Origin of the sequence: Candidatus Microbacterium phytovorans, assembly GCA_029202445.1 — a bacterium.
In the GTDB taxonomy this organism is placed as follows: Bacteria; Actinomycetota; Actinomycetes; order Actinomycetales; family Microbacteriaceae; genus Microbacterium; species Microbacterium phytovorans.
In genome coordinates, this window is sequence record CP119321.1 from 1,310,372 (window position 1) to 1,333,300 (window position 22,929).

The window sequence follows — 22,929 nt, forward strand, 5'->3', positions numbered from 1 at the left end:
CGGGCGTGTCGGACACAGGGATGATGCGGCTCCTCGATCGAGTTAATCGTTATACTAACCCTGATCGGCGAACTGCCCGACACCGCCCCCCTCCGAACGGACCCATCGTTTGCTCGTCTGCCTGACCGCCCACCAGCGCACCACGCCGCTCGACTCGCTCGAGCGACTCGCGGGCATGGGCGACGAGGTGGCGGTGCGGCTGAAGGCATCCCACGACGAGATCCGCGGAGCCGTCGTGCTCTCGACCTGCAACCGTTTCGAGGCGTACTTCGACCTCGACGACGCCTCCCCGGTGCCCGCGATGGACGCCGCCATGGAGCAGCTGTCCGGGCTCGCGGGCCTCCCGTTCCGCACCGTGCGCGACACCGTCGAGTTCGCCCAGGGGCACCGCGTCGCCAAGCACCTCTTCTCCGTGGCCGCCGGCCTCGACTCCGTCGCCGTCGGCGAAGACGAGATCGCCGGCCAGGTGCGCCGCGCCCTCGACGCCGCACGTCGCGACGGCCTCACGACCGCCCCGCTCGAGCAGCTGTTCCAGCGCGCGACGGAGGCCTCCCGGGCCGTGCGCAACAGCACGCGTCTGGGCGAGTCGGGCCGATCCCTCGTCCGGCTCGCCGTCGATCTCGCCGGCTCACGCCTCGACGACTGGTCACAGGCCCGCGTCCTGCTGGTGGGCACGGGACGGTACGCCGCGGCATCCCTCGCCGCCCTGCGCGACGTCGGCGCCCGCGACATCCGCGTGCACTCCCGCTCGGGTCGACAGCGCTTCGCGCACCGCGAGCACCTCACCGTCGTCGACGCAGCCGACTACGCCGCCGAAGCCGCCGCCGCCGACGTCGTGGTCACCTGCACCACCACGACGCAGGAGTACGCCCTCGTCGCCGACGACCACGCCGTCGCCCGCGCCGGAGTGCGCACTCCACAGGTGATCGTCGACCTCGGGATGCCGCGCAACGTCGACCCCGGCATCCGCGCCCTTCCCGGCGTCGAGCTGCTCGACCTCGAGACCGTGCGCGTGCACGCGCCGATCGACGAGAACGCGACGCTCGGCCACGCGCGAGAGATCGTCGACGCCGCCGCGCGCCGCCACGCCGCCGCGCACCGCGTACACGAGGTGTCGCCGGCCGTCGTCGCCCTCCGCGAGCACGTGCGCGGCGTGCTCGAGAGCGAGGTGGCCCGCGGCGCCAGCGCCGAGACCGAGGCCGCCCTGCGGCACTTCTCCGGCGTCCTCCTCCATGGCCTCATCGCGCGCGGCCACGGCCTGGCCGCCGGCGGTCACGGCGCGGAGTGGGCCGACGCCATCGCGACCGTCCTCCCGCCGACCGCGCCCTCGGAGCAACCGTGAGCGAGGGCCGCGGCGTCACCCTCAAAGACGTCGCTCTGCGCGCCGGGGTGTCCACCGCCGCCATCAGCCAAGCGCTCAACGATCGCGGCAGCCTGCGCCCCGAGACGCGCGAGCGCATCAAGGCGATCGCCGCTGAACTGGGGTACCGTCCCAACAAGCACGCGGCAGCACTGCGCAGCGGCCGGACGATGTCGGTCGGCTTCGTGATGTCCGACAGCGCGCGCGACGACGGGAGGCGCGCCCTGCAGCGGGCGCGACAGCTGACCGCGCTCGTCCGCTCCTCCGCCGAACACGGCTTCACCGTGACCGTGTTGCCCGACTCCCGCCCCGACCTCCTCCCGGGCGCGCAGATCGATGTGCTGTACTTCCCCGACCCCGCCGACGACCGCGCCGTGCTCCGTGAGGCCGCCGCCCGTGGCATCCCCGTCGTCGCGAGCGACCTCTACATCGCGGGTGCGCCCGGGTTGAGCGTCCGCACCGGCTACGACGCCGCCGTGCGCGCGGGCCTCGCCCACCTCGAGGCGACCGGCGCCGAGCGCATCGGGTTCCTCGTCGACGAGAGCGAAGTACCCCGCGACCAGATCGGCGAGAGCGCCTACCTCGCGTGGACGGCGGTCCGGGGGCGCACGCCGCTCGTCGCCCGCGTCGATGCGGGCCGCCGCCGTCTCGCGCGAGAAGTGCGGGATCTGCTCGACCGGGGCGCGGACGCGATCTTCGCGTTCTGCGAGGAAGGTCCCGAGATCTTCGTGCAGCTGGAGGCCACCTCGCTGGTCGTCCCCCGCGATGTGCAGCTGATCGCGCTGTGCACGAGCGCCGCCGGATCGGGCGACTGCGCCCGCAACGAACGCCTCGGCGTCACGCGCGCCTGCGTCCACCCCGAGCTCGCGGCGGATGCCATGTTCACCGCTCTCGGCGGCATCCTCCCCGACGACGGCCCGATTGTCGTCGACCTGCCGTGGGAGCTCGTCGGCGGCTCGACCACGCGCTGACGGCGGCCCTTCCCGCGGCGGTTGCCGCGCGATGGCGCCATCGCTGCCGGGAACGGCGGACGCGGCGCAGGCGCGACGCTCAGTCGAACGAGCCGTAGACCTCGAGCGTGTTCGCGGCGAGCTGCGCGCACAGCTCGTCGACCTCGACACCGAGCTCGGCCGCCAGGAAGCGCACCGTCACGGGGATGAGGTACGGCGCGTTCGGCCGGCCACGGTGCGGCGCCGGCGTGAGGAACGGCGCGTCGGTCTCGACGAGGATGCGTTCGCGCGGGGTCACGGCGAGGGCAAGGCGGAGGTTCTGCGCGTTCTTGAAGGTCACGTTGCCCGCGAAGCTCAGCCAGTAGCCTCGCTCGGCGGCGATACGCGCCATCGCCTCATCGCCCGAGAAGCAGTGGAAGACGGTGCGCTCCGGCGCGCCCACGCGCTCCAGCGTCTCCAGGACGGCGCCGTGCGCGTCGCGATCGTGGATCTGCATCGCGATGTCGTGCTTCTTGGCCAGCGCGATGTGCGCCTCGAAGCTCTCGTACTGGGCGGGGATGCCGTCGGCATCCGTCCGGAAGAAGTCCAGCCCGGTCTCGCCGATCGCCCGCACGCGCGGCTGCCCGGCGAGCTCGTCGATCACGCCGATCGCTTCGTCGAGCCGACCCTCCGCGGCGTAGGCCGGCGCTTCGTTCGGGTGGATAGCGACAGCGGCGAGCACGCGGGGGTGGGATGCCGCGGCCCAGGCCGACCAGCGACTGGAGGCGATGTCGCCACCGGCCTGGACGACACCGACGACGCCCACAGCAGCGGCACGATCGAGCTGTTCGTCGAGCGAGAGGCCGACGCCGTCCTCGATCTCGAGGTGCGCGTGGTTGTCGTACACCGGCACCGCGAGGGGTTCGGGCGGATCGGGGTAGGTGACGTCGCGCGTGCCCTTCTCGCGCGTGCGGACGTACTGCGACGGATCGGCGGCCTCGGTCACGACCTCTTCCCTCCGGTGTCAGTCACAGCATGTCCCACTTTCGGTCGGTCAGGGCCCACTCCAACAACCGAAATCGGGACATGCCTCGCCGAAACAGGGACATGCACCGACCGCATTCGGGACATGCGACGGTCTAGGGCGGTCACGCCTGCTCGATGCGCGGGAACAGCGGCGCGAGGCCGTTGACGCTCGTGCCGGCGCGCAGCACCCCCCACGCGCCCGCCTCGCGCAGCGGCTGGTCCTGCAGCCGACCGAGCGATTCGGCCGCGCCGAGCGCGATCCACAGCTTCTCGGTGGCCGACGGCATGAACGGCGAGAGCAGCACGGCGAGTGCGCGCAGACCCTCCGCGGCCGTGTACAGCACGGTGCCCAGGCGCGCGCGCTGCGCGTCGTCCTTCGCGAGCGCCCACGGCTCGTTCTCGGTGATGTAGCCGTTCAGGGCGTCGACGATCGTCCAGATCGACGCGATCGCCTCGTCGGGGCGGAAGCGCTCCATGGCGGCGTCGGCGGCCTCGGCCGCGTTCGCGACCGTCTCGCGAATGACGCGGTCGCCCTCCGCCTGCTCCCCCTCGGACCCCTCGGGCGGGATGACGCCCTCGAAGTAGCGCTCGATCATCGCCGTCGTGCGGGATGCCAGGTTGCCGAAGCCGTTGGCGAGCTCCGCCTGGTAGCGGGCGGAGAGGTCTTCCCAGGAGAACGACCCGTCCTGACCGAACGCGATGGCGGACAGGAAGTAGAAGCGGTAGGCGTCGGAGCCGAAGACGTCGGTGATCTCGGTCGGCGCGATGCCCGTCAGCTTGGACTTGGACATCTTCTCGCCGCCGACCAGAAGCCACCCGTGGGCGAAGACGCCGCGCGGCACGTCGAGCCCGGCGGCCATCAGCATGGCGGGCCAGATGACGGCGTGGAACCGGAGGATGTCCTTGCCGACGACGTGGTAGGCGGGCCAGCGGCGGTCGAACTGCTCGGGATCGGTGCCGTATCCGACCGCGGTCGCGTAATTGAGGAGAGCGTCGACCCACACGTAGATGACGTGGGTGTCGTCCCACGGAACCCGGATGCCCCAGTCGAACGCCGACCGGGAGATGGAGAGGTCTTTCAGTCCACTCTTGACGAAGGACACGACCTCGTTGCGCGCCGATTCGGGGCGCACGAAGTCCGGTTCGGTCTTGTAGAGCTCGAGCAACCGGTCGCCGAACTCGCTGAGCTTGAAGAAGTAGTTCTTCTCCTGAAGCAGCTCCAGGGGCTTGGAGTGGATCGCGCAGACCTTGAGACCCTCGAACGCCCCGGTACCGTCGACGATCTCGGCCTCGGGCTTGAACTCCTCGCAGCCGACGCAGTACAGCGCCTCGTACTCCCCCGCGTAGATGTAGCCGCGGTCGAAGAGCGCCTGAACGAACTGTTGTACGCGATCCTCGTGGCGCTGCTGCGTCGTGCGAATGAAGTCGTCGTTGGCGACGTCGAGCGTCTTCAGCAGCGGGAACCACGACTCTTCGACGAGCTTGTCGACCCATTCCTGAGGCGTGACGCCGTTGGCGGCGGCCGCCCGCAGCATCTTCTGACCGTGCTCGTCGGTGCCCGTGAGCATCCAGGTGTCGTCGCCGGCCTGCCGGTGCCAGCGCGCGAGCGTGTCGACGGCAACCGTCGTGTACCCGTGACCGATGTGGGGAAGATCGCTCGGGTAGTAGATGGGCGTCGTGATGTAGAAGGAACGGCCGGTGCTCACCCGAGGATTCTAGTTGGCCGGACGGGCGCGCTCGGCGAGTGTGACGGCGGCTCGGCGCCCACCGCCGCCGGAATCGCCGCGGTCAGGCCGTGTCGCGGACGATGAGCGCGGTCGGGAGCACGACCGCCTCCCGCGAGTGTCCCGCGATGACGTCGAGCACCATGTCGACCATGGTGTGCGAGATCTCCGTCCACGGCTGACGCACCGTGGTCAGCGGCGGATCGTGCACCTCGGCGAGCCCGGAGTCGTCGAAGCCCGCGACCGCGATGTCCTCGGGGACGCGCTTGCCCGCGCGGCGCAGTGCCGCGATGGCGCCCACGGCCATGACATCGGATGCCGCGAACACCGCGTCGATGTCGGGCGCTCGCTCGAGGAGACGCGTCATGGCGGCATCCCCGCTGGACTGCTCGTAGCTGCCCTGCTCCACGAGGTCGGGGTCGAACGCGTCGCCCATCTCCTCCTGGAACCCGACGAGGCGGAACCGTCCGCCGGGAGTGTCGTTGGGGCCCGTGATGATGGCGATCTTCCGGTGTCCGCGCTCCCGCAGGTAGCGCGTCATGGATCGCGCCGAATCGACCTCGTCGACCGACACGTGCGGCACCGATGCGGCCGCGAGGGGGATGCCGGCGCACACGGTGGGAACGCCGGCCGCCACGAGCGAGGCGAGCAGCGAATCGGACTCGTGCGACGAGACCAGCAGCACGCCGTCGACGTGGCCGGCGCGGACGTACTGCTCGACGGTGGCCTGTTCCTCCGGCGTGCCGGCGATCAGCAGCACGAGCGTCATCGAGCGGGCCGCGAGCGCTTCGGTCGCACCGCGCAGGAGCAGCGCGTACGTGGAGTCGGCGAACAGCAGGTGCTGCGGCTCGGTGAGGAGGAAGGCGAGGGAGTTCGCGCGTCCGGTCGCGAGGCTGCGCGCGGCGTGGTTGGCGGTGTATCCGGTCTGGAGGATCGCGGCATCGACGGCGGCGCGCGCCTCGGGCGAGACCCAATGGCCCCCGTTGATGACCCGCGAGACGGTGCCGTGGCTGACACCGGCGACGGCCGCGACATCGCGGATCGTCGGCTTGCGGGGGTGTTCTGCTGCTGACATCAGGGCGACTCTACCGCTCTCCGCGCGTCTGCCTCCGTCGCGGCGACCGGGAATCTGGGACCGGTCACAGTTCGGTAACGAAGGCTCTGCGGCTTCGAAAGCCCGACATACACTGGGTCAGCGGCTGTGACCGGTCACAGCCGCCGCTCCACCAGAACGTCCTGGTGCGAGCCCGGACAGCAGGACAACGAGGACCCGACGCCATGAGCCCCAGCCCCTCGCCCGCCACCACGTGGCCCGCGATCTCCGGCATCGCCTATGGCGGCGACTACACGCCGGAGCAGTGGCCTCGCGAGGTGTGGCAGGAAGACGTCGCCCTCATGCGCGAGGCGGGCGTCAACCTCGTGAGCATCGGGATCTTCTCCTGGGCACTGCTCGAGACGCGCGAGGGCGAGTTCGACTTCGCGTGGCTCGACGACGTGATCGAGCTGCTCCACGCGAACGGCATCGCCGTCGACCTCGGCACCCCCACCGCTTCCCCGCCCGCCTGGTTCTTCGCCGACCACCCCGACGCCCGCGCTGTCACGCGCGACGGCGTCCCGCTCGGTTTCGGCGCGCGCGGCATGGCATCCCACTCGTCGCCCGCGTACCGCGCGGCCTCGGTGCGCATCGCGGATGCTCTCGCGCGGCGCTACGGCTCTCACCCCGCCGTGGTGCTCTGGCACGTGCACAACGAGTACGGCGTGCCCGTCGGCGAAGACTTCTCTCCGCACGCCGTCACCGCATGGCGCGAGTGGCTGCGCGAGAAGTACGGCACGCTCGACGCGCTCAACGCGGCCTGGGGCACCGCGTTCTGGGGCCAGCACTACGGGCAGTGGGCCCACATCGGTGCCCCCGCGACCGCGCCGTCGGTCATCAATCCCGCTCAGCGCCTCGACTTCGCCCGCTTCACCGACCACCAGCTGCGCGCCTGCTTCATCGCCGAGCGCGACGCGATCCGTGCCCACAGCGACCGCCCCATCACGACCAACTTCATGGCCAACCAGCACGGCGGTTGCGACCTGTGGGCGTGGGCGCGGGAGGTCGACATCGTCTCCGACGACCACTACCTCTGGGCGGCCGACGAGGAGGGCGAGATCGGTCTCGCCATCGCCGCCGACCTCACCCGTTCCGTCGGCGGCGGCGCGCCGTGGATCCTCATGGAGCACTCGACGTCCGCCGTCAACTGGCAGCCGCGCAACGTCGCCAAGCGGCCCGGCGAGATGGCCCGCAACTCGCTCTCCCACTTCGGCCGCGGGGCCGACGGCATCCTGTTCTTCCAGTGGCGGGCCTCACGCTCGGGCGCCGAGAAGTTCCACTCGGCGATGCTGCCGCACGCCGGCACCGGCTCGCGCGTGCGGCGCGAGGTCGTCGATCTCGGCGGCAAGCTCGACCGTCTCGCCGAGGTGCGCGGCTCGCGCGTGCACGCCGACGTCGCCATCCTGTGGGACTTCGAGTCGTTCTGGGCGCAGGACCTCGAATGGCGCCCGTCGGAGGACGTCAGCCACGACGAGCGCGTCCGCGCCTTCTACGAGAAGCTCTGGCGCGACGGCATCACCGTCGACTTCGCCCTCCCGGGCCACGACCTCTCCGGCTACAAGCTCGTCCTCGCCCCCGCGCAGTACATGCTGAGCACAGCGGATGCCGAGAACCTCAACGCGTACGTCGCCGGCGGCGGCACGCTCGTCGTCTCCTTCTTCTCCGGTGTCGTCGACGAGAACGACGCCGTCCACGCGGGTGGCTTCGGTGCCCCCCTCGAGCCGGCGCTGGGCGTGCGGGTCGAGGAGCACCTGCCGCTGCGCTCGGGCCACGTCGCCGCCGTCGAGCTCGACGGTGTTCGCTACGACGCCGACACGTGGCAGGAGGACCTCGTCCTCGGCACGGCGCAGGTGCGCGCGACCTACCTCGACGGCCCTGCCGCCGGACGGGCCGCCGTCACCCGCAACACGCACGGCGAGGGCACCGGCTGGTACGTCAGCACGCGCCCCGACGCGGCGGGCCTGGCCGCTGTGCTCGACGCCGCCTACACCGACGCCGGCATTACGCCAGCGGGACTCCCCGCCGGCGTCGAGTCGGTGCGGCGCATCTCCGACGAGGCCGAGTACCTCGTCGCCATCAACCACGGAACGGATGCCGTTTCGTTGCACACTTCGGGCTTCGACCTGCTGACACAGGAGGAAGCACGGGGCATGCTGGTGCTGAACGCGGGTGACGTGGCCGTCATCCGCACACAGCGCACAGCCGAAGGGGGTGGTCGATGATCGACCGCTCTCCTGCGGGGCGACCCGCGAATCAGCACTGAGAGACACCACCGTCGCGGCTGACCGGCCGCGGCATCCCACCATCGGTCGTGACGACGCGACTTCACCGAGGCCGCGCCGGAACGACCACCCTTTGGAAGGACAATCCATGCGCAAGATGGCAATCGGCATCGCTGCACTCGCAGCGACCGGCCTCCTGCTGGCGGGCTGCAGCAGCACCCCCACCACCCCGACGCCGAGCGAGACCGAAGACGCGATCGACGCCAGCGGCGTCACCCTCACCGTCTGGACCGACGAGAACCGCAAGCCCGCCATCGAGGCCGCCGCAGCGGCCTTCGAGGAGGAGACCGGCGGGAAGATCGAGCTGGTCCAGAAGAACTTCGAGGACATCCGCACCGACTTCACCAACCAGGTTCCGACCGGCGAGGGCCCCGACATCACCATCGGCGCCCACGACTGGCTCGGCAGCCTCGTGCAGGCCGGTGTCGTCTCCCCCGTCGATCTGACCGAGACGGCGAGCAACTTCGCCCCCGTCTCCCTCGACGCCTTCACCTACGACGGTCAGCTCTACGCCCTCCCCTACTCGCTCGAGACGATCGCGCTCGTCCAGAACACCGAGCTCGTCGGCGACGACGCGCCGGCGACGTGGGACGACGCCATCAAGGCGGCGACCGACGCGGGCGCCGAGCGTCCGATCGTGATCAACACGGCGGGCCAGACCGGTGACGCCTACACGATGTACGGCTTCCAGACCTCCTTCGGCGCCCCGGTGTTCGTCAGCAACGCCGACGGCTACACGAGCGAGGTCGGCATGGGCGGCGACGCGGGCACCGCGTTCGCCGAGTGGCTCGGCGCCAACGGCGAGAAGGGCGACGGCTACATCTCGACGACGATCGACTACGACACCAACAACGAGCTCTTCGCCAGCGGCAAGGCCGCCTACACGGTCCAGGGCCCCTGGGCGATCGAGGCCCTCACCGCCGACGGCGTGGAGATCAAGGTCAACCCGATCCCCTCGGCCGGCGGCGAGACGGCCGCGCCGTTCGTGGGCGTGCAGGGCTTCTACGTGAGCTCGCAGAGCAAGAACGCGCTCGTCGCACAGGAGTTCCTCACGAAGTACCTCGCCACGTACGACGCCCAGAAGGCGCTGTACGAGGCCGACCCGCGCATCCCGGCGTGGAACGACCTCGCCACCGAGGTCTCGTCCGACCCGGTCATCGCGGGCTTCGTCGCCTCGTCGCAGAACGGCGTCCCGATGCCGAACATCCCCGAGATGGGCTCGGTCTGGGACCTCTGGAACGCGGCACAGGTGCAGATCATCAAGGGCGCCGACCCGGCATCCACGTGGGACAAGATGATCACCGACCTGCAGGCGCTGATCGGCTGATCGACTGAACCGCTGACGTCTCCGGGGGCGGGTGAACCGCCCGCCCCCGGAGCTCAGCACCCCCGAAGGAGATGCACATGTCGGTTCCGAACGACACCGCCTCGGCGCAGGCCGCGCCCCCGAGCCCGGCCGCCCCGGCATCCGCACCGAGCGAACCGCACGGCCGCCGTTGGAACGGCATCGGCTGGGGCTTCCTCGTGAAGCTCGCCATCATGGGCGTCGTCAACGCCTTCGGCATCATGGGCATCTTCGCGGCCGCCCAGGCCGAGTCGTGGCTCATCTGCGGCGCCGCCGTCGTGCTGCTGCTCGCGGCCGACATCGTCTACTTCACCAAGCGCGCCCTGCCGCTGAAGTACCTCCTGCCGGGGCTCGGCTTCCTCCTGGTCTTCCAGGTCTTCATCTTCGGATACACGGCGTACATCGCCTTCACCAACTACGGCGCCGGCCACGTCGGCTCGCAGGAGCAGGCCGTGCAGGCCGCCCTCAGCCAGGGCGAGCGCCGGGTCGAGGGCTCCCCCACGTTCCCCCTCGCGATCGTCGAGCAGAACGGCACGCTCGGCTTCGCGATCGTCGAGGACGGTCAGATCAAGGCGGGCTCGGCCGAAGCGCCGCTCGGCGTCGTCGGCACGGCCGGGGCGGCCGGCGCCCCCACCGAGGTGCCCGGCTGGACGCTCGTCCCGCGCAACGACATCATCAGCGACCAGGCCCTCCAGCAGGAGGTCATCGCGCTGCGCGTCCCGATCTCCGACGACCCCAACGCGGGATCGTTGCGCACCAACGACGGCAGCTCGGCATCCATCTACCAGTCGACTCTCACGTGGGATGCCGAGGCGCAGACGATCACCGACACCGCCTCGGGCACGGTGTACCGCGCATCGGATACCGGCAACTTCGTGAGCGACGACGGCACGATGCTCCCCACCGGCTGGACGGTGCACGTCGGCTTCGACAACTTCCTGCGGCTGTTCACCGACCCCGCGATGATCCAGCCGCTGGCCCTCGTCACGGTGTGGACGTTCGCGTGGGCGCTGCTGTCGGTGATCGTGCCGTTCGCGATGGGTCTCGTCTTCGCGATCATCTTCAACGACGAGCGCATCAAGGGCCGGAAGATCCTGCGGACTCTCTTCATCCTTCCGTACGCCTTCCCCGCCTTCATGTCGGCGCTGCTGTTCCGCGGCATGTTCAACGCCGAGTTCGGCGTCATCAACGAGTTCTTCTTCGGCGGCGTCAACATCGACTGGCTCGGTGATCCCTGGCTCGCCAGACTCGCGGTGCTGTTCGTCAACGTCTGGCTGACCTACCCCTACTACTTCCTGGTGTGCACGGGCGCGATCCAGGCGCTCCCCGCCGACGCACTCGAAGCGGCTTCGATCGACGGGGCGGGACGCTTCCGCCAGCTGCGCTCGATCATCCTCCCGCTCGTGCTCGTCGCGACGGCGCCGCTGCTGATCTCGTCGTTCGCGTTCAGCTTCAACAACTTCACGATCATCTACATGTTCAACGACGGCGGCCCCGCGATACCCGGCGCGCCATACGCGCTCGGCGCGACCGACATCCTCATCTCCGCGATCTGGGACATCTCGGGCGTCAACGGCGGAAAGGCCGACTACGGTCTTGCCAGCGCGCTGTCGATCCTGGTGTTCATCGTCGTCGGACTGATCTCCGCCCTGGCCTTCCGCCAGACCAAGAAGCTCGAGGAGTACCAGTGATGTCCACGGCGAACGACACTCGTAGCACCACCCGCGAAGCCCGCGAGGCCCGCTCTGCCGTCACGCTCGACGCCGGGCGACGCAGCGCCGTCCGTCGGCGCTGGCTCCTGGAGGTCGGCTGGAAGTACCTCCTCGGCGCGGTGATCATCTTCTACGCCGTCTTCCCCCTCGTCTACGTGGTCTCGGCCTCGCTCAACCCCAGCGGAAGCCTCGCTGCGAGCAACTCGCTGTTCGCGGCGTTCGATCTCGGCAACTACGCCGCCCTCAGCGAGACCCGCTACTGGACGTGGTACGGCAACACGCTGCAGGTGGGACTCGCCGCAGCGCTCGGCGCGGTGCTCATGGGCGCCGCCGCCGCGTACGCGTTCTCTCGGTTCCGCTTCCGGGGGCGCCGCGCCGGCCTCACGTCACTGCTCATCATCCAGATGTTCCCGCAGGCCCTGGCCTTCGTCGCCATCTTCCTGATGCTGCTGGCGATCGGCGAAGTGTTCCCCGCCCTCGGCCTCAACTCGAAGATCGCGCTCATCTGCGTCTACCTCGGCGGCGCGCTGGGCGTGAACACGTTCCTCATGTACGGGTTCTTCAACACGATCCCCATGGAGCTCGACGAGTCGGCGAAGATCGACGGCGCCACGCACGCGCAGATCTTCTGGACGATCATCATGCCGCTCGTGACCCCGATCCTCGCGGTCGTCGCGCTGCTCGCGTTCATCGCCTCGTTCGGCGACTACATCATCTCCAAGATCGTGCTCGTCTCCGAGGACAACTGGACGCTGGCGGTCGGGATGTTCCAGTGGGTCTCGAACCAGCTCTCCAGCAACTGGGGTCTGTTCGCCGCCGGAGCGATCCTGGCCTCGGTGCCCGTGCTGGCGCTCTTCCTCGGCCTGCAGCGCTACATCATCGGCGGGCTGACCGCCGGGTCGGTCAAGGGCTGACGGCAGGAGCCCCGCGCGCCGCGAGCGCGGCCTGGTACAGGTCGCGCGAGCGGCGGCCGGTCTGACCGGCGACCTCGGCGGCGGCATCCTTCAGTCGGATGCCGTCGCCCACCAGCGCGAGCACCTGGGCGACGGCGTCCTCCTCCGTGACGGAGCGGGCAGTCGCCCCGCCGACCACGACGACGATCTCGCCACGGACTCCCTGATCCGCCCACTCGGCGAGGGCGGCGAGACCGTCACGCACGACCTCCTCGTGGAGCTTCGTGAGTTCGCGGCACACGGCGGCCGGGCGGTCGTCGCCGAAGGCTCCGGCCATGTCGTGCAGCGTCGCCGCAAGTCGCGACGGCGCTTCGAAGAAGACCATCGTGCGGGGCTCCGACGCGAGCGCCCCCAACGCGGAGCGCCGCTCGCCGGGCTTACGAGGGAGGAACCCCTCGAAGGTGAACCGATCGGTGGGAAGCCCCGCGACGGCGAGCGCGGTGACGACGGCGGAGGGGCCGGGGATGACGGTGACGGCGACACCCCGGGCGACGGCCGCGGCCACGAGGCCGTAGCCGGGGTCGCTCACGGTGGGCATGCCCGCGTCGCTCAGCACGAGGATGTCCTCGGCCGCCGCACGCTCGGCGAGCTCGCCCGCGCGCTGCTTCTCGTTGTGGTCGTGCAGGGCGACGAGCCGTGGTCGGTTCGCGACGCCGAGCGCCTGCAGGAGGCGCTGCGTCGTCCGGGTGTCCTCGGAGGCGATCAGCGTGGCCGATTCGAGCGCGTCCACGAGTCGCGGGGAGGCGTCGCGGAGATTCCCGATCGGCGTCGCAGCGAGGATGATCACCGCCCCAGCATAGGCTGGTGCCCGTGACGAAGACGGTCGAGCCCTTGCTGCCCGAGCTCCCCGACGCGCGCGTCTCCTTCTACGACCGATGGCGTGCGCGGATGTCGGCCGAGCCTCACCTGCGGCGCCTGTACGGGTGGGTCGTTCCGGCCGTCGTCACGATCGTCGCGGCGGTGCTGCGCCTGTGGAATCTGGGACATCCCCACGTCCTCGTGTTCGACGAGACCTATTACGTGAAGGACGCGTGGAGCCAGTGGGTGCTCGGCTATCCCGCCACGTGGCCCGAGGGTGCCAACGAGTTGTTCGTCTCGGGTCAGACCGACGTCTTCACGACCGACCCGAGCTTCGTCGTCCACCCGCCGCTGGGCAAGTTCCTCATCGGCATCGGCATGTGGATCTTCGGGCCCGAGTCGTCGTTCGGCTGGCGGATCTCCGCCGCGCTGTTCGGCACGGGCTGCGTGCTGCTGCTCTACCTTCTGGCCAAGAGCATGACGGGGTCGATCGTGTTCGCCGGCACGGCGTCGGGTCTGCTCGCGATCGACGGACTCGGCATCGTCCTCAGTCGCGTCTCTCTCCTGGACATCTTCCTCACCTTCTTCGTGCTGCTCACGTTCTGGTTCGTGGTGTTGGATCGGCGGCGGCACGTCGAACGGCTCGCGGCGGGAGTCGTGGCGCGCGCGCGGGGCGAGGACGGTCCGCTCTGGGGCCCTGTGCTGTGGAACCGACCCTGGGTGATCGCCGCGGGCGTCGCGGCCGGCGCCGCCACGGGGGTCAAGTGGTCGGGAGTCTGGGTGCTCGCGGCGGTGGGACTCTATCTCGTCATCAGCGATGCGCTGGAGCGACGCCGGCTGGGCGTCGTGTACTGGCCGGTCGATGCCGTCCGCCAGGGGCTCGTGTCCTTCGTCCTGCTCGTTCCGGTGGCCTTCGTCGTCTACCTCGCGTCGTGGACGGGATGGCTGACGACCACCGGCGGCTACGACCGCCAGTCGGCGGATGCCGACCCGGCGACGGGGCTCTTCGCGTGGGTGCCGCTCCCGCTGCAGAGCCTGTGGAAGTACCACGAGACGATCTATCGGGCCATGCTCAACATCACCGCCGAGCACAGCTACATGAGCCCGGCATGGCAGTGGCCCCTGCTGTGGCGACCCACCTCGATGCACGCGGCATCCACGATCGACGGTCAGGACGGATGCACGGGCGGCACGAACGGATGCCTCGAAGTGCTGTACAGCATGCCCAACCCGCTGCTGTGGTACGCGTCGGTGGCGGCGGCCGTCTATCTCGTCTACCGCTTCACGCTCGACCGCGACTGGCGGCACGCCCTCGTCCTCGTCGGCATCGCCTCCACGTGGCTGCCGTGGCTCTTCTTCAGCCGCACGGTGTTCCAGTTCTACACGGTCGCGATCTGGCCGTTCCTGCTGCTGGCTCTCGTCTTCGCCCTGCGCGACCTCGCCGGCGGGAGCAGCCGCGATCCCGACCGACGACGCGCGGGACGACGCACCGTGGCGGTCTTCCTCGCCGTCGCGATCGCCGTCTCGGCGTTCTGGTACCCGCTGTGGTCGGCGATGCAGGTCCCCTACGACTTCTACCGCCTGCACAACTGGTTGCAGGGGTGGGTGTGACGCGCGCGGCCCACGCCGCACTCGGTCCCGTCGCCGCGGCCATTTAGGCTGTTCACGTGTTCACCTACGCCGTCGCCCGCGACCCTGCAGTCGCCGGCTACGCCATGGTGTCCGAACGCTTCCTCGCGGTCGTCTCCGCCGACGCCGACGACGAGACGGCCCTCCGACTGTGGCGGGCACTCAGCGCGTCCGATTCCGGTGCGACGACGGGCGACGGCGGCTCCCCCGCCGCCGACCTGGCATCCGTGCTGTCCGCGATGTCCGCCGAGACGCCCGCGGCCGACCCCGGGTTCGCCGCCGTGGCCGATTTCGCCGTCGTCGAGCTCGTCGACGCTCCCACCCGATCGGTGGCCCTCGCCGTCCGCGGCGGAGCGCAGATCGTGCTGGCCGGCGGCGATGTGCGCACCGGCGAGGGCTCGTCGACGTGGCGCGAGAGCGCTGCGAGCGAGGTCGCCGGACTCACCCTCCAGCTGGGGCCCGCCCCCGCCCTCCTCGGAAGCCTCCCCCTCGGGCGCGGCATCGTGCGGGCGGATCGCCTCGACTGGGGACTGCCCGCCGATGCACTGGCCTCGCCCGAACCGCCCGTGGGTACCGTCCGCCGCGAGCAGCTCCCCGAGCCTGCCGACGACCGCACCGAGCTGAGCCGCGTGCATCGGCGCGGGAGCATGCGTCCCGTGCTGCGACTGAGCGACGGCCGCGAGCTCGATCTCGATCTCCCCGTCGTGTTCGGACGGTCGCCCAAGCCGGCGGCGCACCCGGGCGCGCGGCTGATCACCCTGCCCTCACCGCGGCGGGAGATCTCCGGCGCGCACCTGGAGGTGCGTCTGGATGCCGAGGCGATCATCGCCCGCGACCTCGGCTCCACCAACGGCACGATCGTGCGTGATCCCGACGGCGCCATGCAGTTGCTGCGCCACGGCGCATCCGCGGCGCTCGCGCCCGGCGCCACCCTCGACCTCGGCGACGACATCATCGCGACGGTCGACGTCGCCGACGGCGGGAGGTGAGCGTGGCCGCCCGTCTGCCCTCCGCGCCTCCGGTCCTCGGCGGCTTCACGTACGTTCGTCCTCTGGGCACGGGCGGGTTCGCCGACGTCTTCCTGTTCGAGCAGAATCTCCCCCGGCGACCCGTGGCCGTCAAGGTGCTCCTCAAGGACATCGTCGACGAGGGGCTCCTGCGGATGTTCAATGCGGAGGCCGACGTCATGGCCCGCCTGAGCTCCCACCCGTCGATCCTCACGGTGTACGAGGCGAGCATCTCCGCCGACGGTCGCCCGTATCTCGTGATGGAGTACTGTCCGACGTCGCTGACCACGAGGTATCGGCGCGAGGCGATTCCCGTCGCGGAGGTGTTGCAGCTCGGCATCAAGATCGCCTCCGCGCTCGAGACGGCGCACCGTTCGGGGCTGCTGCACCGCGACATCAAGCCGTCGAACATCCTCGTCACCGCGTTCGGAGCGCCCGTGCTCAGCGACTTCGGCATCGCCGCCGCGGTGAGCGGACGGACGGGAGCCGACGAGGTGTTCGCGATGTCGGTGCCGTGGAGCGCGCCCGAGATCGTCGACGAGAAGATCCCGGGGTCGATCCCCGCGGAGGTGTGGTCGCTCGGTGCGACGGTGTACTCGCTGCTGGCAGGCCGCAGCCCGTTCGAGCGTGCGGGCAGCGGGCAGAACACCCGCGAGCAGTTGAAGACACGCATCCGCCGCGCTGCCTACACGCCCGTCGGTCGGGCAGACGTCCCGCCACGCCTCGACGGCGTGCTCGCGCGTGCCATGAGCAAAGATCCCGCCGTCCGCCACGCCTCGGCGGCGGAGTTCGCCTACGATCTGCAACTCGTCCAGCACGAGATGGGGCTCGCACACACGCCGATGGAGGTCGCCGTCGACGAGTGGGCCACCGCGGGGGCTGCGATCGACTTCGCGGACGACCGCGCGCGCGGTCCCGTGCGCCCGTCCGTCGCCTACGCGTCCCGGCGCGCTTCCCGGGCCGCAACCCCGCATACCCGTCGCGCCCCCGACGACGGCACGGTCCTCGCCGGATCGGAGCCCCTACCTCCCCGTCGACGCGGCCTGCGACTGGCGCTCCTCCTCGCGGGCGCAGCCGCCGTGATCGCCGCCGCCGTGACCGTCGTCTCGTTGATCGCGGGAGGGGGCTGACGTGTCCGATCCGCTCCGTCGTCGCCGACCCCGCACCAGCACCCTCATCGGTGCCGGTGCGGTCGTCGTCGTGGCCGGGCTCGTGACGACACTCGCGGTCATCTGGCCCGGTTTCGACGCGCGAGAGACGCCGCTGGACGACGGGACGCTGTGGGCGGTCCAGACCGGCGCCGGCGACGCCTACGCGCGGGTCAATCTGGAACTGGGCGAACTCGACACCGTCAAGACCGCCGAGAACGCGAGCTCGCTCGCGCAGACAGGCGATCGGCTGTTCGTCTTCGCCGACAGCGACACCCAGTTCGCCGACGTCGACATGGCCACCCCGGCCGACCTCACGGCGACGACGACGGATGCCTTCACCCGCACGCCGCCCGGCACGGTCGACGTCGCCACGGCCGGTGACTTCCTCGCCTTCCGCACCGACGTCGGCGGCGTCTGGGTGGCGACGCTCTCCGGCGGCGGGGATGCCGTCGCCATCGACCCCTACGCCGACGTCGAAGTCGAGGACGGGCAGGAGCGACCGCGGTTCGCGGCGACGGCGAGCACCGTCGACGCCGACGGTGTCGCGTACCTCTACTCGGCGGCCGAGTCGCGTGTGCTGCGCGCCGACGCTCGCACGGGACGGATTCTCGGTGAGGATGCCGTCGACGGCGCACCTGCGGAGGTTCAGCTGACCGCTGTCGGCGGCCGCTGGGCGCTTCTGGACGAGGCCACCGGCGGGGTGCGCGTGCAGGGTCGCGACGAGGAGATCACCACGGGCGCCGTCGTCGGCGCGCGGATGCAGCGACCGGCGACCGACGCAGGCGACCTCTTCCTGGCCGATCCCGAGGGACTCGTCCGGGTGTCGCTCGACGGCGGGACGGCCGAACGGACCGTCACTGCTCCGGCATCCGGTCTGGGAACGCCCGCAGCGCCGCTGACGCAGGCCGGCACCACCTTCGCCGCGTGGCTCGGCGACGGGGAGAGCGGCGGCGCGCTGTGGACCACCGATGCTCCGACGCTCAATCCCCTGGACTACGGGACGGCGACACTCGGCGAGCAGGTCGATCCGGAGTTCCTGACCGACGGCGCGCGCGTCGCCCTCAACGAGCGGAGCTCGGGCTGGGTGTGGACCGTGCCGGAGGGAGCACTCATCGCCTCGTCCCAGCAGTGGGCCCTGGAGGAGACCTCGGAAGCGGCGCCTGACGACGACACCGTCGCCGACCGGGTCATCGACCCCAAGCCGCCGGTCGCCGAGGACGATGCCTTCGGCGTCCGCGCAGGCTCCGTCGCCACACTCCCCATCCTCCTGAACGACCACGACCCGAACGAAGACGTCCTGAGCGTCGAGGTCACCTCGCTGAGCGGCCTCGACCCGGCATTCGGGTCGGTCACCATCGCGGGGGCGGAGCAGACCCTCGTGGTCGACGTCGCGCCCGACGCGACGGGAACGGCGAGCTTCCGCTACCGGGTCACCGACGGCACGTCGCCCGATGGGCTGGTGTCGAACGAAGCCACGGTCACCCTGACCGTCGTACCGGACGACGTCAATCGTCCGCCGACCCGCTGCGATCCCGACGACTGCCTCGCCGATCCGCCGCGACCCACCGTCGTCCCCGGCGGCACCGTGACAGTCGACGCCCTCTACGGCTGGATCGACCCCGACGGCGATCCGATCTACCTCGCCTCGGTGGAGAACGAGACCGGCATCGGGACCGCCGCCGGTCAGCCCGACGGCACCGTCACCTACCAGCATCCCGACGCCAACGCGGACGAAGCGGTCGACGTGACCCTCGCCCTGACCGTCGCCGATGCGCGCGGCGCGACGACCCGCCGCTCCATGACGGTCGCCGTCACCCCCTCCCCGCGCCTGACGGTGGACTCCTTCGCCCTCGTGGGCGTCGCGGGCACTCCGCTGTCGATCGACGTCGACGCGCACGTGAGCGGAACCACCGGCATCCCCCTCCTCACCGGCGCCGTCGTCCTCGACGAGAGCGCGGCGTCGGTCGCGGCCAACGCCGCCGATCTCAGCATGGAGTTCACCGCGGACGCACCCGGGTCGTACTTGCTGCAGTACACCGTGCGCGATGATCGCGGCGAGGAGACAGCGACGATCCGGGTGACCATGCGCGATCCCGCCGAGACCGTCATCTCCACTCCGCCGCTCACCGCGTTCGTGCGTCCGAGCGAAGACGCGACCGTCGATGTGTTCCCGGCCGTGACCAACCCCGCCGGCCGCGTGCTGCTGTTGAGCGATCTGCGTCCCGAGAGCGCCCCGCAGGCGACCATGAGCGTCGATCTGGTGGGACAGCGCATGATCCGAGTGAGCGGCACCACCGACGACGGTGCACCGGGGGTGCTCGGCGTCGTGCGCTACACCGTGTCCGACGGCACGGGCGCTCCCGCCGCCACCGCGGCCGGCGAACTCACCGTCATCCTGCTCGACTCGCCGCAGAGCGACCCGCCGATCGCCGTCGACGACACCGTGACGGTCCGAGCAGGAGCGCAGATCGACATCCCCGTGCTGGGCAACGACAGCGCCCCCGCCGGTGCGCTCATCTCCGTCGACCCGTCGACGATCGTCAACGAGTCCGGTGCGGGACTGGCCTTCGCGACGGGCCGGCTCGTGCGCTATCTGGCACCCGACGCGCCCGGGACGTACAGCGTCGGCTACACGATCTTCCGGCTGGGCTTCCCCGACGCGACCGACACGGCCCGCGTCGTGATCACCGTCGTCGGCGACGAGGCCAACAGGGCGCCGCTCCCCCGCGTGCTGGAAGGGCGGGTGCTCAGCGGCGAGTCCGTCCGCATCCCGTTCGACCGGTTCGGCGTCGATCCCGACGGCGACGCCGTGACGCTCGATCGTGTGCTCACGCAGCCCGCCCAGGGCGGGACGGCGACGATCTCTGCCGAGGGCGACGCGATCGTGTACACGAGCCCGGTGGGCTTCAGCGGGCAGGACGCGTTCCGCTACCAGGTGCGCGACGCCGAGGGCGCTCTCGGGCAGGCCGAGGTGCGCGTGGGCGTGCTCGCCTCAGAATCGGATCCCAGCCCCGTGACCTTCAGCGACTACCTGCAGATCCAGGTCGGCGCCGACAGCGAGGCGCGCGTCCGACCCACCGACAACGACGTCGATCCCGCCGGGGGCGCATTGACGCTCGAGTCGGTCGTCCCGAACGCCCCGGAGGGCTCCGCGGAGTTCGACACCCTGGCATCCCTCCTCGGGACGATCGACGACGGCGAAGTGACCGTCCGGGCCGGAGAGACGCCCGGCACGTCGTCGTACGTGTACACGGTCCGCAATCAGACCGGTGACACCGCGATGGGACTGATCGTGGTCAAAGCGGTGCCGATGCCCGTGCCGGACTACCCCGTCGTGACCGACACGACCCTGACCATCGAGACGCGCGAGGCGTTCCCGACCGGCGTCGACGTGCTGTCGGGCAAGGTCGCGTGGAACACGGGCGACGTCGACGACCTCACGCTGTCGCTGTGGGGCTCGCACCCCGGGATCGAGGTCGACGGATCGCGCATCCGCGGGCAGATCCCCTCCGAGTCGCTCCTGATCCCGTTCCGCGTCGCCGGCACCTCCTTCGACGGCACCGAGGTCGTCTCGTACGGCTTCCTCCGGGTGCCGGGCGATCAGGACATCCGGCTGTCGTTGCGCGCGGACGCCGCACAGATCGACGTGCGGGAGAACGAATCGCGCGACCTCGACCTCGCGACGGCCATCGCCGTCCCCGAGGGGCGCACGCTGCAGGTGGATGCCGAGGGCGTCCGCGCCGGTGGCATCCGCGTCAACGCACGCTGCGAGAGCGTGTCGGGAACGACGATCCGCTACACGGCGGGCGCGGACTCCCCCTGGACCGACACGTGCGTCGTGCCCGTGAAACTCGACGTGCAGGACGACTACACGTACCTGACGATCCGCGTCGTCGTGGAGGCGGAGGATCCCGAGCCGTTCCTGAGGAGCGCATCGATCACCGTCGGCCCGGGCCAGACGCAGGAGTACGACCTCACGACGATGGTGGGCTGGGCGGGCCGCGAAGACTGGGACAGCCTGGAGTTCGCCGACGGATACCGCGGCGATCAGTTCGACGTCAGCCGTTCCGGTTCGGTGCTCACCGTGACGGCGCAGGACGATGCCCGACCCGGACGCGAGGAAGCCGTCTCGGTGACGCTGCCCAGCCACCCCGACGCCGCAGCGGCTGCGCTCAACCTCACGGTGGGCCCCGCGCCTTCACAGCTGCCCAAGGGCGGCACGGCGAGCCAGCGATGCACGCAGGCCGACGGCGCGTCCTCGTGCACGATCACCGTGATCGGCACTTCGGGCGAGATCAACCCGCTGCCGGGAACGCCGCTGGCACTCGTCTCGGTCGGGTCGCCCGCCAACTGCACGGGGGTGACCTTCTCGAAGGCCAGCGCCACGGCCGTTCGCGCGTCGTGGTCGACGGATGCCCCAGGCGCCGCCGACTGCACGGCATCCTTCGTCGTCGCCGACGCGCAGGGGCGCACCTCGGCGGGAGACCGCAACGGGACAATCCTGCTCGATCTCCAGGGGCTGCCCGCGGCGCCCACGCGCGTGGACTGGATCGGCTTCACCGGCGACAGCGTCACCCTCCGGGTCATCGCCGACACCCGCTCCTACCCCGCCGTCGACGGGTTCCGGATCCGCGCCGGCGGACGGGTCGTCGCCACGTGCGACGCCGCGGGAGCGTGTCCCGCGATCCCCGCCGAGCTCGGCACGCCCGTCACCTATCAGGCGACCGCGTACAACTCGGTCGGCGAGTCCCGCAGCGATGTGCAGGTGTCGGCGTGGGCGTACGCCGCGCCGGCCGCGCCGACGGGATCGATCGTCGAGCCGGTGCCCAACGGCACGACCGGCGGGGTCGCGAACATCACCATCACCGGGATCGACGACTCCACCGGCACCGTGACGCTCTCCGGCGGCAGCGGCGGCGACGTCACCCAGCCGGTGCGCGGGTCGAGCGTCACCTTCTCCGGCTACGTCATCGGTTCCAACAGCCCCACCCCCCTCACGGCGACGCCGTTGACGCGCTTCGAGCTGCCGCCGATCCCCGGGGGCTCCCAAGCCGGCGCGGCGTACTCGTTCCGGGCGAACGGCATCGGCGCGCCGGCGCTCACACTGGATGTGACCGCGTCGCGCAGCTCCAATCCGGGAACCGTGACGGCGACCGCGACCGTCTCCCCCAACGGCGTCGGCGACCGCATCCTCGTGGGCTTCGCCATCGACGGCGGAACCTGCGATCCCACGCTCGTGCTCGGCGCCGACGGCGGGACGACCAGCCGCACCTTCGAGAACCGCGATCTCTGGCGGGAGAGCACCGTGACCGCCTGCGCCGTGACCGAACGCAGCGGCCAGGGCTTCGGGCGCACCGAGAAGTCGGGTTCCGCGACTCCGACCGAGGGGATCCCGGCGCCGGATGCCGCGTCGTACTCGATCTCGCAGACGAGCACGTACCTCTGGGACCGGGTCAACGGCCCCGGCTACTCGAACTCGGCGCTCTACCGCGTCTTCTACAGCAAGGACGGCGGAGCGAAGACCGACGACTTCGCGAGCCTGTTCGGCCCCGACCAGCTCGGTCAGCACCCGGGCACGATCCAGGCCTTCTTCTGCGTGCGCTTCAACACGTCGCGGTGCGGAGACCCCGTCACCGTGACCGCCGCGGCCGGTGCGGAGTACACCGCCCGCGTGTCGTTCCCCACCGAACAGTGCCGCAGCGAAGACACCACGGCGCCGAGCCCCACGGTGACGGCCAACCCCGCAGACTATGAGCTGTCGACCACGTCGAGCGCCGACGACGCCGGGGTCGTGACATGGACGTGGACGCTGACCTGGCAGAATCGGCTCTCCTCGTTCGGTTCCGTGACACAGTCGCTCACGTGCGCCCCACCCGAGCCGGAACCCGAGCCGGCACCGTGACCCAGACCCCCCATTCCT

General features: G+C 70.7%; 14 protein-coding genes. 10 read left to right on the forward strand and 4 right to left on the reverse strand.

Going from position 1 to position 22,929, the window contains the following annotated elements:
• The first annotated feature begins 109 nt into the window (after window positions 1-109).
• The gene (locus tag P0Y48_06285) at window positions 110-1,342 is read left to right on the forward strand and encodes a glutamyl-tRNA reductase (GenBank protein ID WEK14793.1); all 1,233 of its coding nucleotides are present in this window, start codon (window positions 110-112) and stop codon (window positions 1,340-1,342) included.
• Window positions 1,339-2,331, forward strand: a complete 993-nt coding sequence (locus P0Y48_06290) for a LacI family DNA-binding transcriptional regulator (GenBank protein WEK14794.1) — start codon at window positions 1,339-1,341, stop codon at window positions 2,329-2,331. Before P0Y48_06285 ends, P0Y48_06290 begins: the two co-directional genes overlap by 4 nt.
• Before the next feature lie 79 nt (window positions 2,332-2,410).
• Here the strand turns inward: P0Y48_06290 and P0Y48_06295 are convergent, their stop codons facing one another.
• The 3 genes from P0Y48_06295 to P0Y48_06305 form a co-directional block, all read right to left on the reverse strand.
• The gene (locus P0Y48_06295; GenBank protein ID WEK14795.1) at window positions 2,411-3,295 is read right to left on the reverse strand and encodes a TatD family hydrolase; all 885 of its coding nucleotides are present in this window, start codon (window positions 3,293-3,295) and stop codon (window positions 2,411-2,413) included.
• Window positions 3,296-3,437: 142 nt separating this feature from the next.
• A complete protein-coding gene (gene metG, locus P0Y48_06300; protein WEK14796.1) occupies window positions 3,438-5,021 on the reverse strand; it encodes a methionine--tRNA ligase in 1,584 nt (527 codons plus the stop codon).
• A gap of 82 nt (window positions 5,022-5,103) precedes the next feature.
• A complete protein-coding gene (locus P0Y48_06305) occupies window positions 5,104-6,114 on the reverse strand; it encodes a LacI family DNA-binding transcriptional regulator (GenBank protein ID WEK14797.1) in 1,011 nt (336 codons plus the stop codon).
• Window positions 6,115-6,317: 203 nt separating this feature from the next.
• On the opposite strand from P0Y48_06305, the gene P0Y48_06310 reads away from it, so the two are divergent.
• From P0Y48_06310 to P0Y48_06325, 4 genes are all read left to right on the forward strand, one after another.
• A complete protein-coding gene (locus P0Y48_06310) occupies window positions 6,318-8,354 on the forward strand; it encodes a beta-galactosidase (protein WEK14798.1) in 2,037 nt (678 codons plus the stop codon).
• A 148-nt stretch (window positions 8,355-8,502) separates the two neighbouring features.
• On the forward strand, window positions 8,503-9,741 hold the full coding sequence (locus P0Y48_06315) for an extracellular solute-binding protein (GenBank protein WEK14799.1): 1,239 nt from the start codon (window positions 8,503-8,505) through the stop codon (window positions 9,739-9,741).
• A gap of 77 nt (window positions 9,742-9,818) precedes the next feature.
• The gene (locus tag P0Y48_06320) at window positions 9,819-11,450 is read left to right on the forward strand and encodes an ABC transporter permease subunit (protein ID WEK14800.1); all 1,632 of its coding nucleotides are present in this window, start codon (window positions 9,819-9,821) and stop codon (window positions 11,448-11,450) included.
• Window positions 11,450-12,385, forward strand: a complete 936-nt coding sequence (locus P0Y48_06325) for an ABC transporter permease subunit (protein ID WEK14801.1) — start codon at window positions 11,450-11,452, stop codon at window positions 12,383-12,385. The genes P0Y48_06320 and P0Y48_06325 overlap by 1 nt, the downstream gene beginning before the upstream one ends.
• Here P0Y48_06325 and rsmI read toward each other — a convergent pair.
• Window positions 12,375-13,211, reverse strand: coding sequence for a 16S rRNA (cytidine(1402)-2'-O)-methyltransferase (gene rsmI / locus P0Y48_06330; GenBank protein WEK14802.1), 837 nt, complete (start codon window positions 13,209-13,211; stop codon window positions 12,375-12,377). The two genes, P0Y48_06325 and rsmI, sit on opposite strands and share 11 nt — an antisense overlap.
• A gap of 23 nt (window positions 13,212-13,234) precedes the next feature.
• Here rsmI and P0Y48_06335 point away from each other — a divergent pair, with 23 nt between their 5' ends.
• The 4 genes from P0Y48_06335 to P0Y48_06350 are packed head-to-tail and all read left to right on the forward strand — an operon-like array spanning window position 13,235 to window position 22,911.
• Window positions 13,235-14,833, forward strand: coding sequence for a phospholipid carrier-dependent glycosyltransferase (locus P0Y48_06335; GenBank protein ID WEK14803.1), 1,599 nt, complete (start codon window positions 13,235-13,237; stop codon window positions 14,831-14,833).
• A gap of 56 nt (window positions 14,834-14,889) precedes the next feature.
• A complete protein-coding gene (locus tag P0Y48_06340) occupies window positions 14,890-15,840 on the forward strand; it encodes an FHA domain-containing protein (GenBank protein WEK14804.1) in 951 nt (316 codons plus the stop codon).
• A 2-nt stretch (window positions 15,841-15,842) separates the two neighbouring features.
• Window positions 15,843-16,988 (forward strand): serine/threonine-protein kinase, encoded by a 1,146-nt coding sequence (locus P0Y48_06345; GenBank protein WEK14805.1) that lies wholly within the window; start codon window positions 15,843-15,845, stop codon window positions 16,986-16,988.
• Window position 16,989: 1 nt separating this feature from the next.
• A complete protein-coding gene (locus P0Y48_06350) occupies window positions 16,990-22,911 on the forward strand; it encodes an Ig-like domain-containing protein (GenBank protein ID WEK14806.1) in 5,922 nt (1,973 codons plus the stop codon).
• Window positions 22,912-22,929: the final 18 nt, after the last annotated feature.

Coding starts and splice junctions, on each gene's coding strand:
- P0Y48_06315 (WEK14799.1), top strand. CDS start 8,503: ATGCGCAAGATGGCAATCGGCATCGCTGCACTCGCAGCGACCGGCCTC.
- P0Y48_06310 (WEK14798.1), top strand. CDS start 6,318: ATGAGCCCCAGCCCCTCGCCCGCCACCACGTGGCCCGCGATCTCCGGC.
- P0Y48_06325 (WEK14801.1), top strand. CDS start 11,450: ATGTCCACGGCGAACGACACTCGTAGCACCACCCGCGAAGCCCGCGAG.
- P0Y48_06320 (WEK14800.1), top strand. CDS start 9,819: ATGTCGGTTCCGAACGACACCGCCTCGGCGCAGGCCGCGCCCCCGAGC.
- P0Y48_06305 (WEK14797.1), bottom strand. CDS start 6,114: ATGTCAGCAGCAGAACACCCCCGCAAGCCGACGATCCGCGATGTCGCG.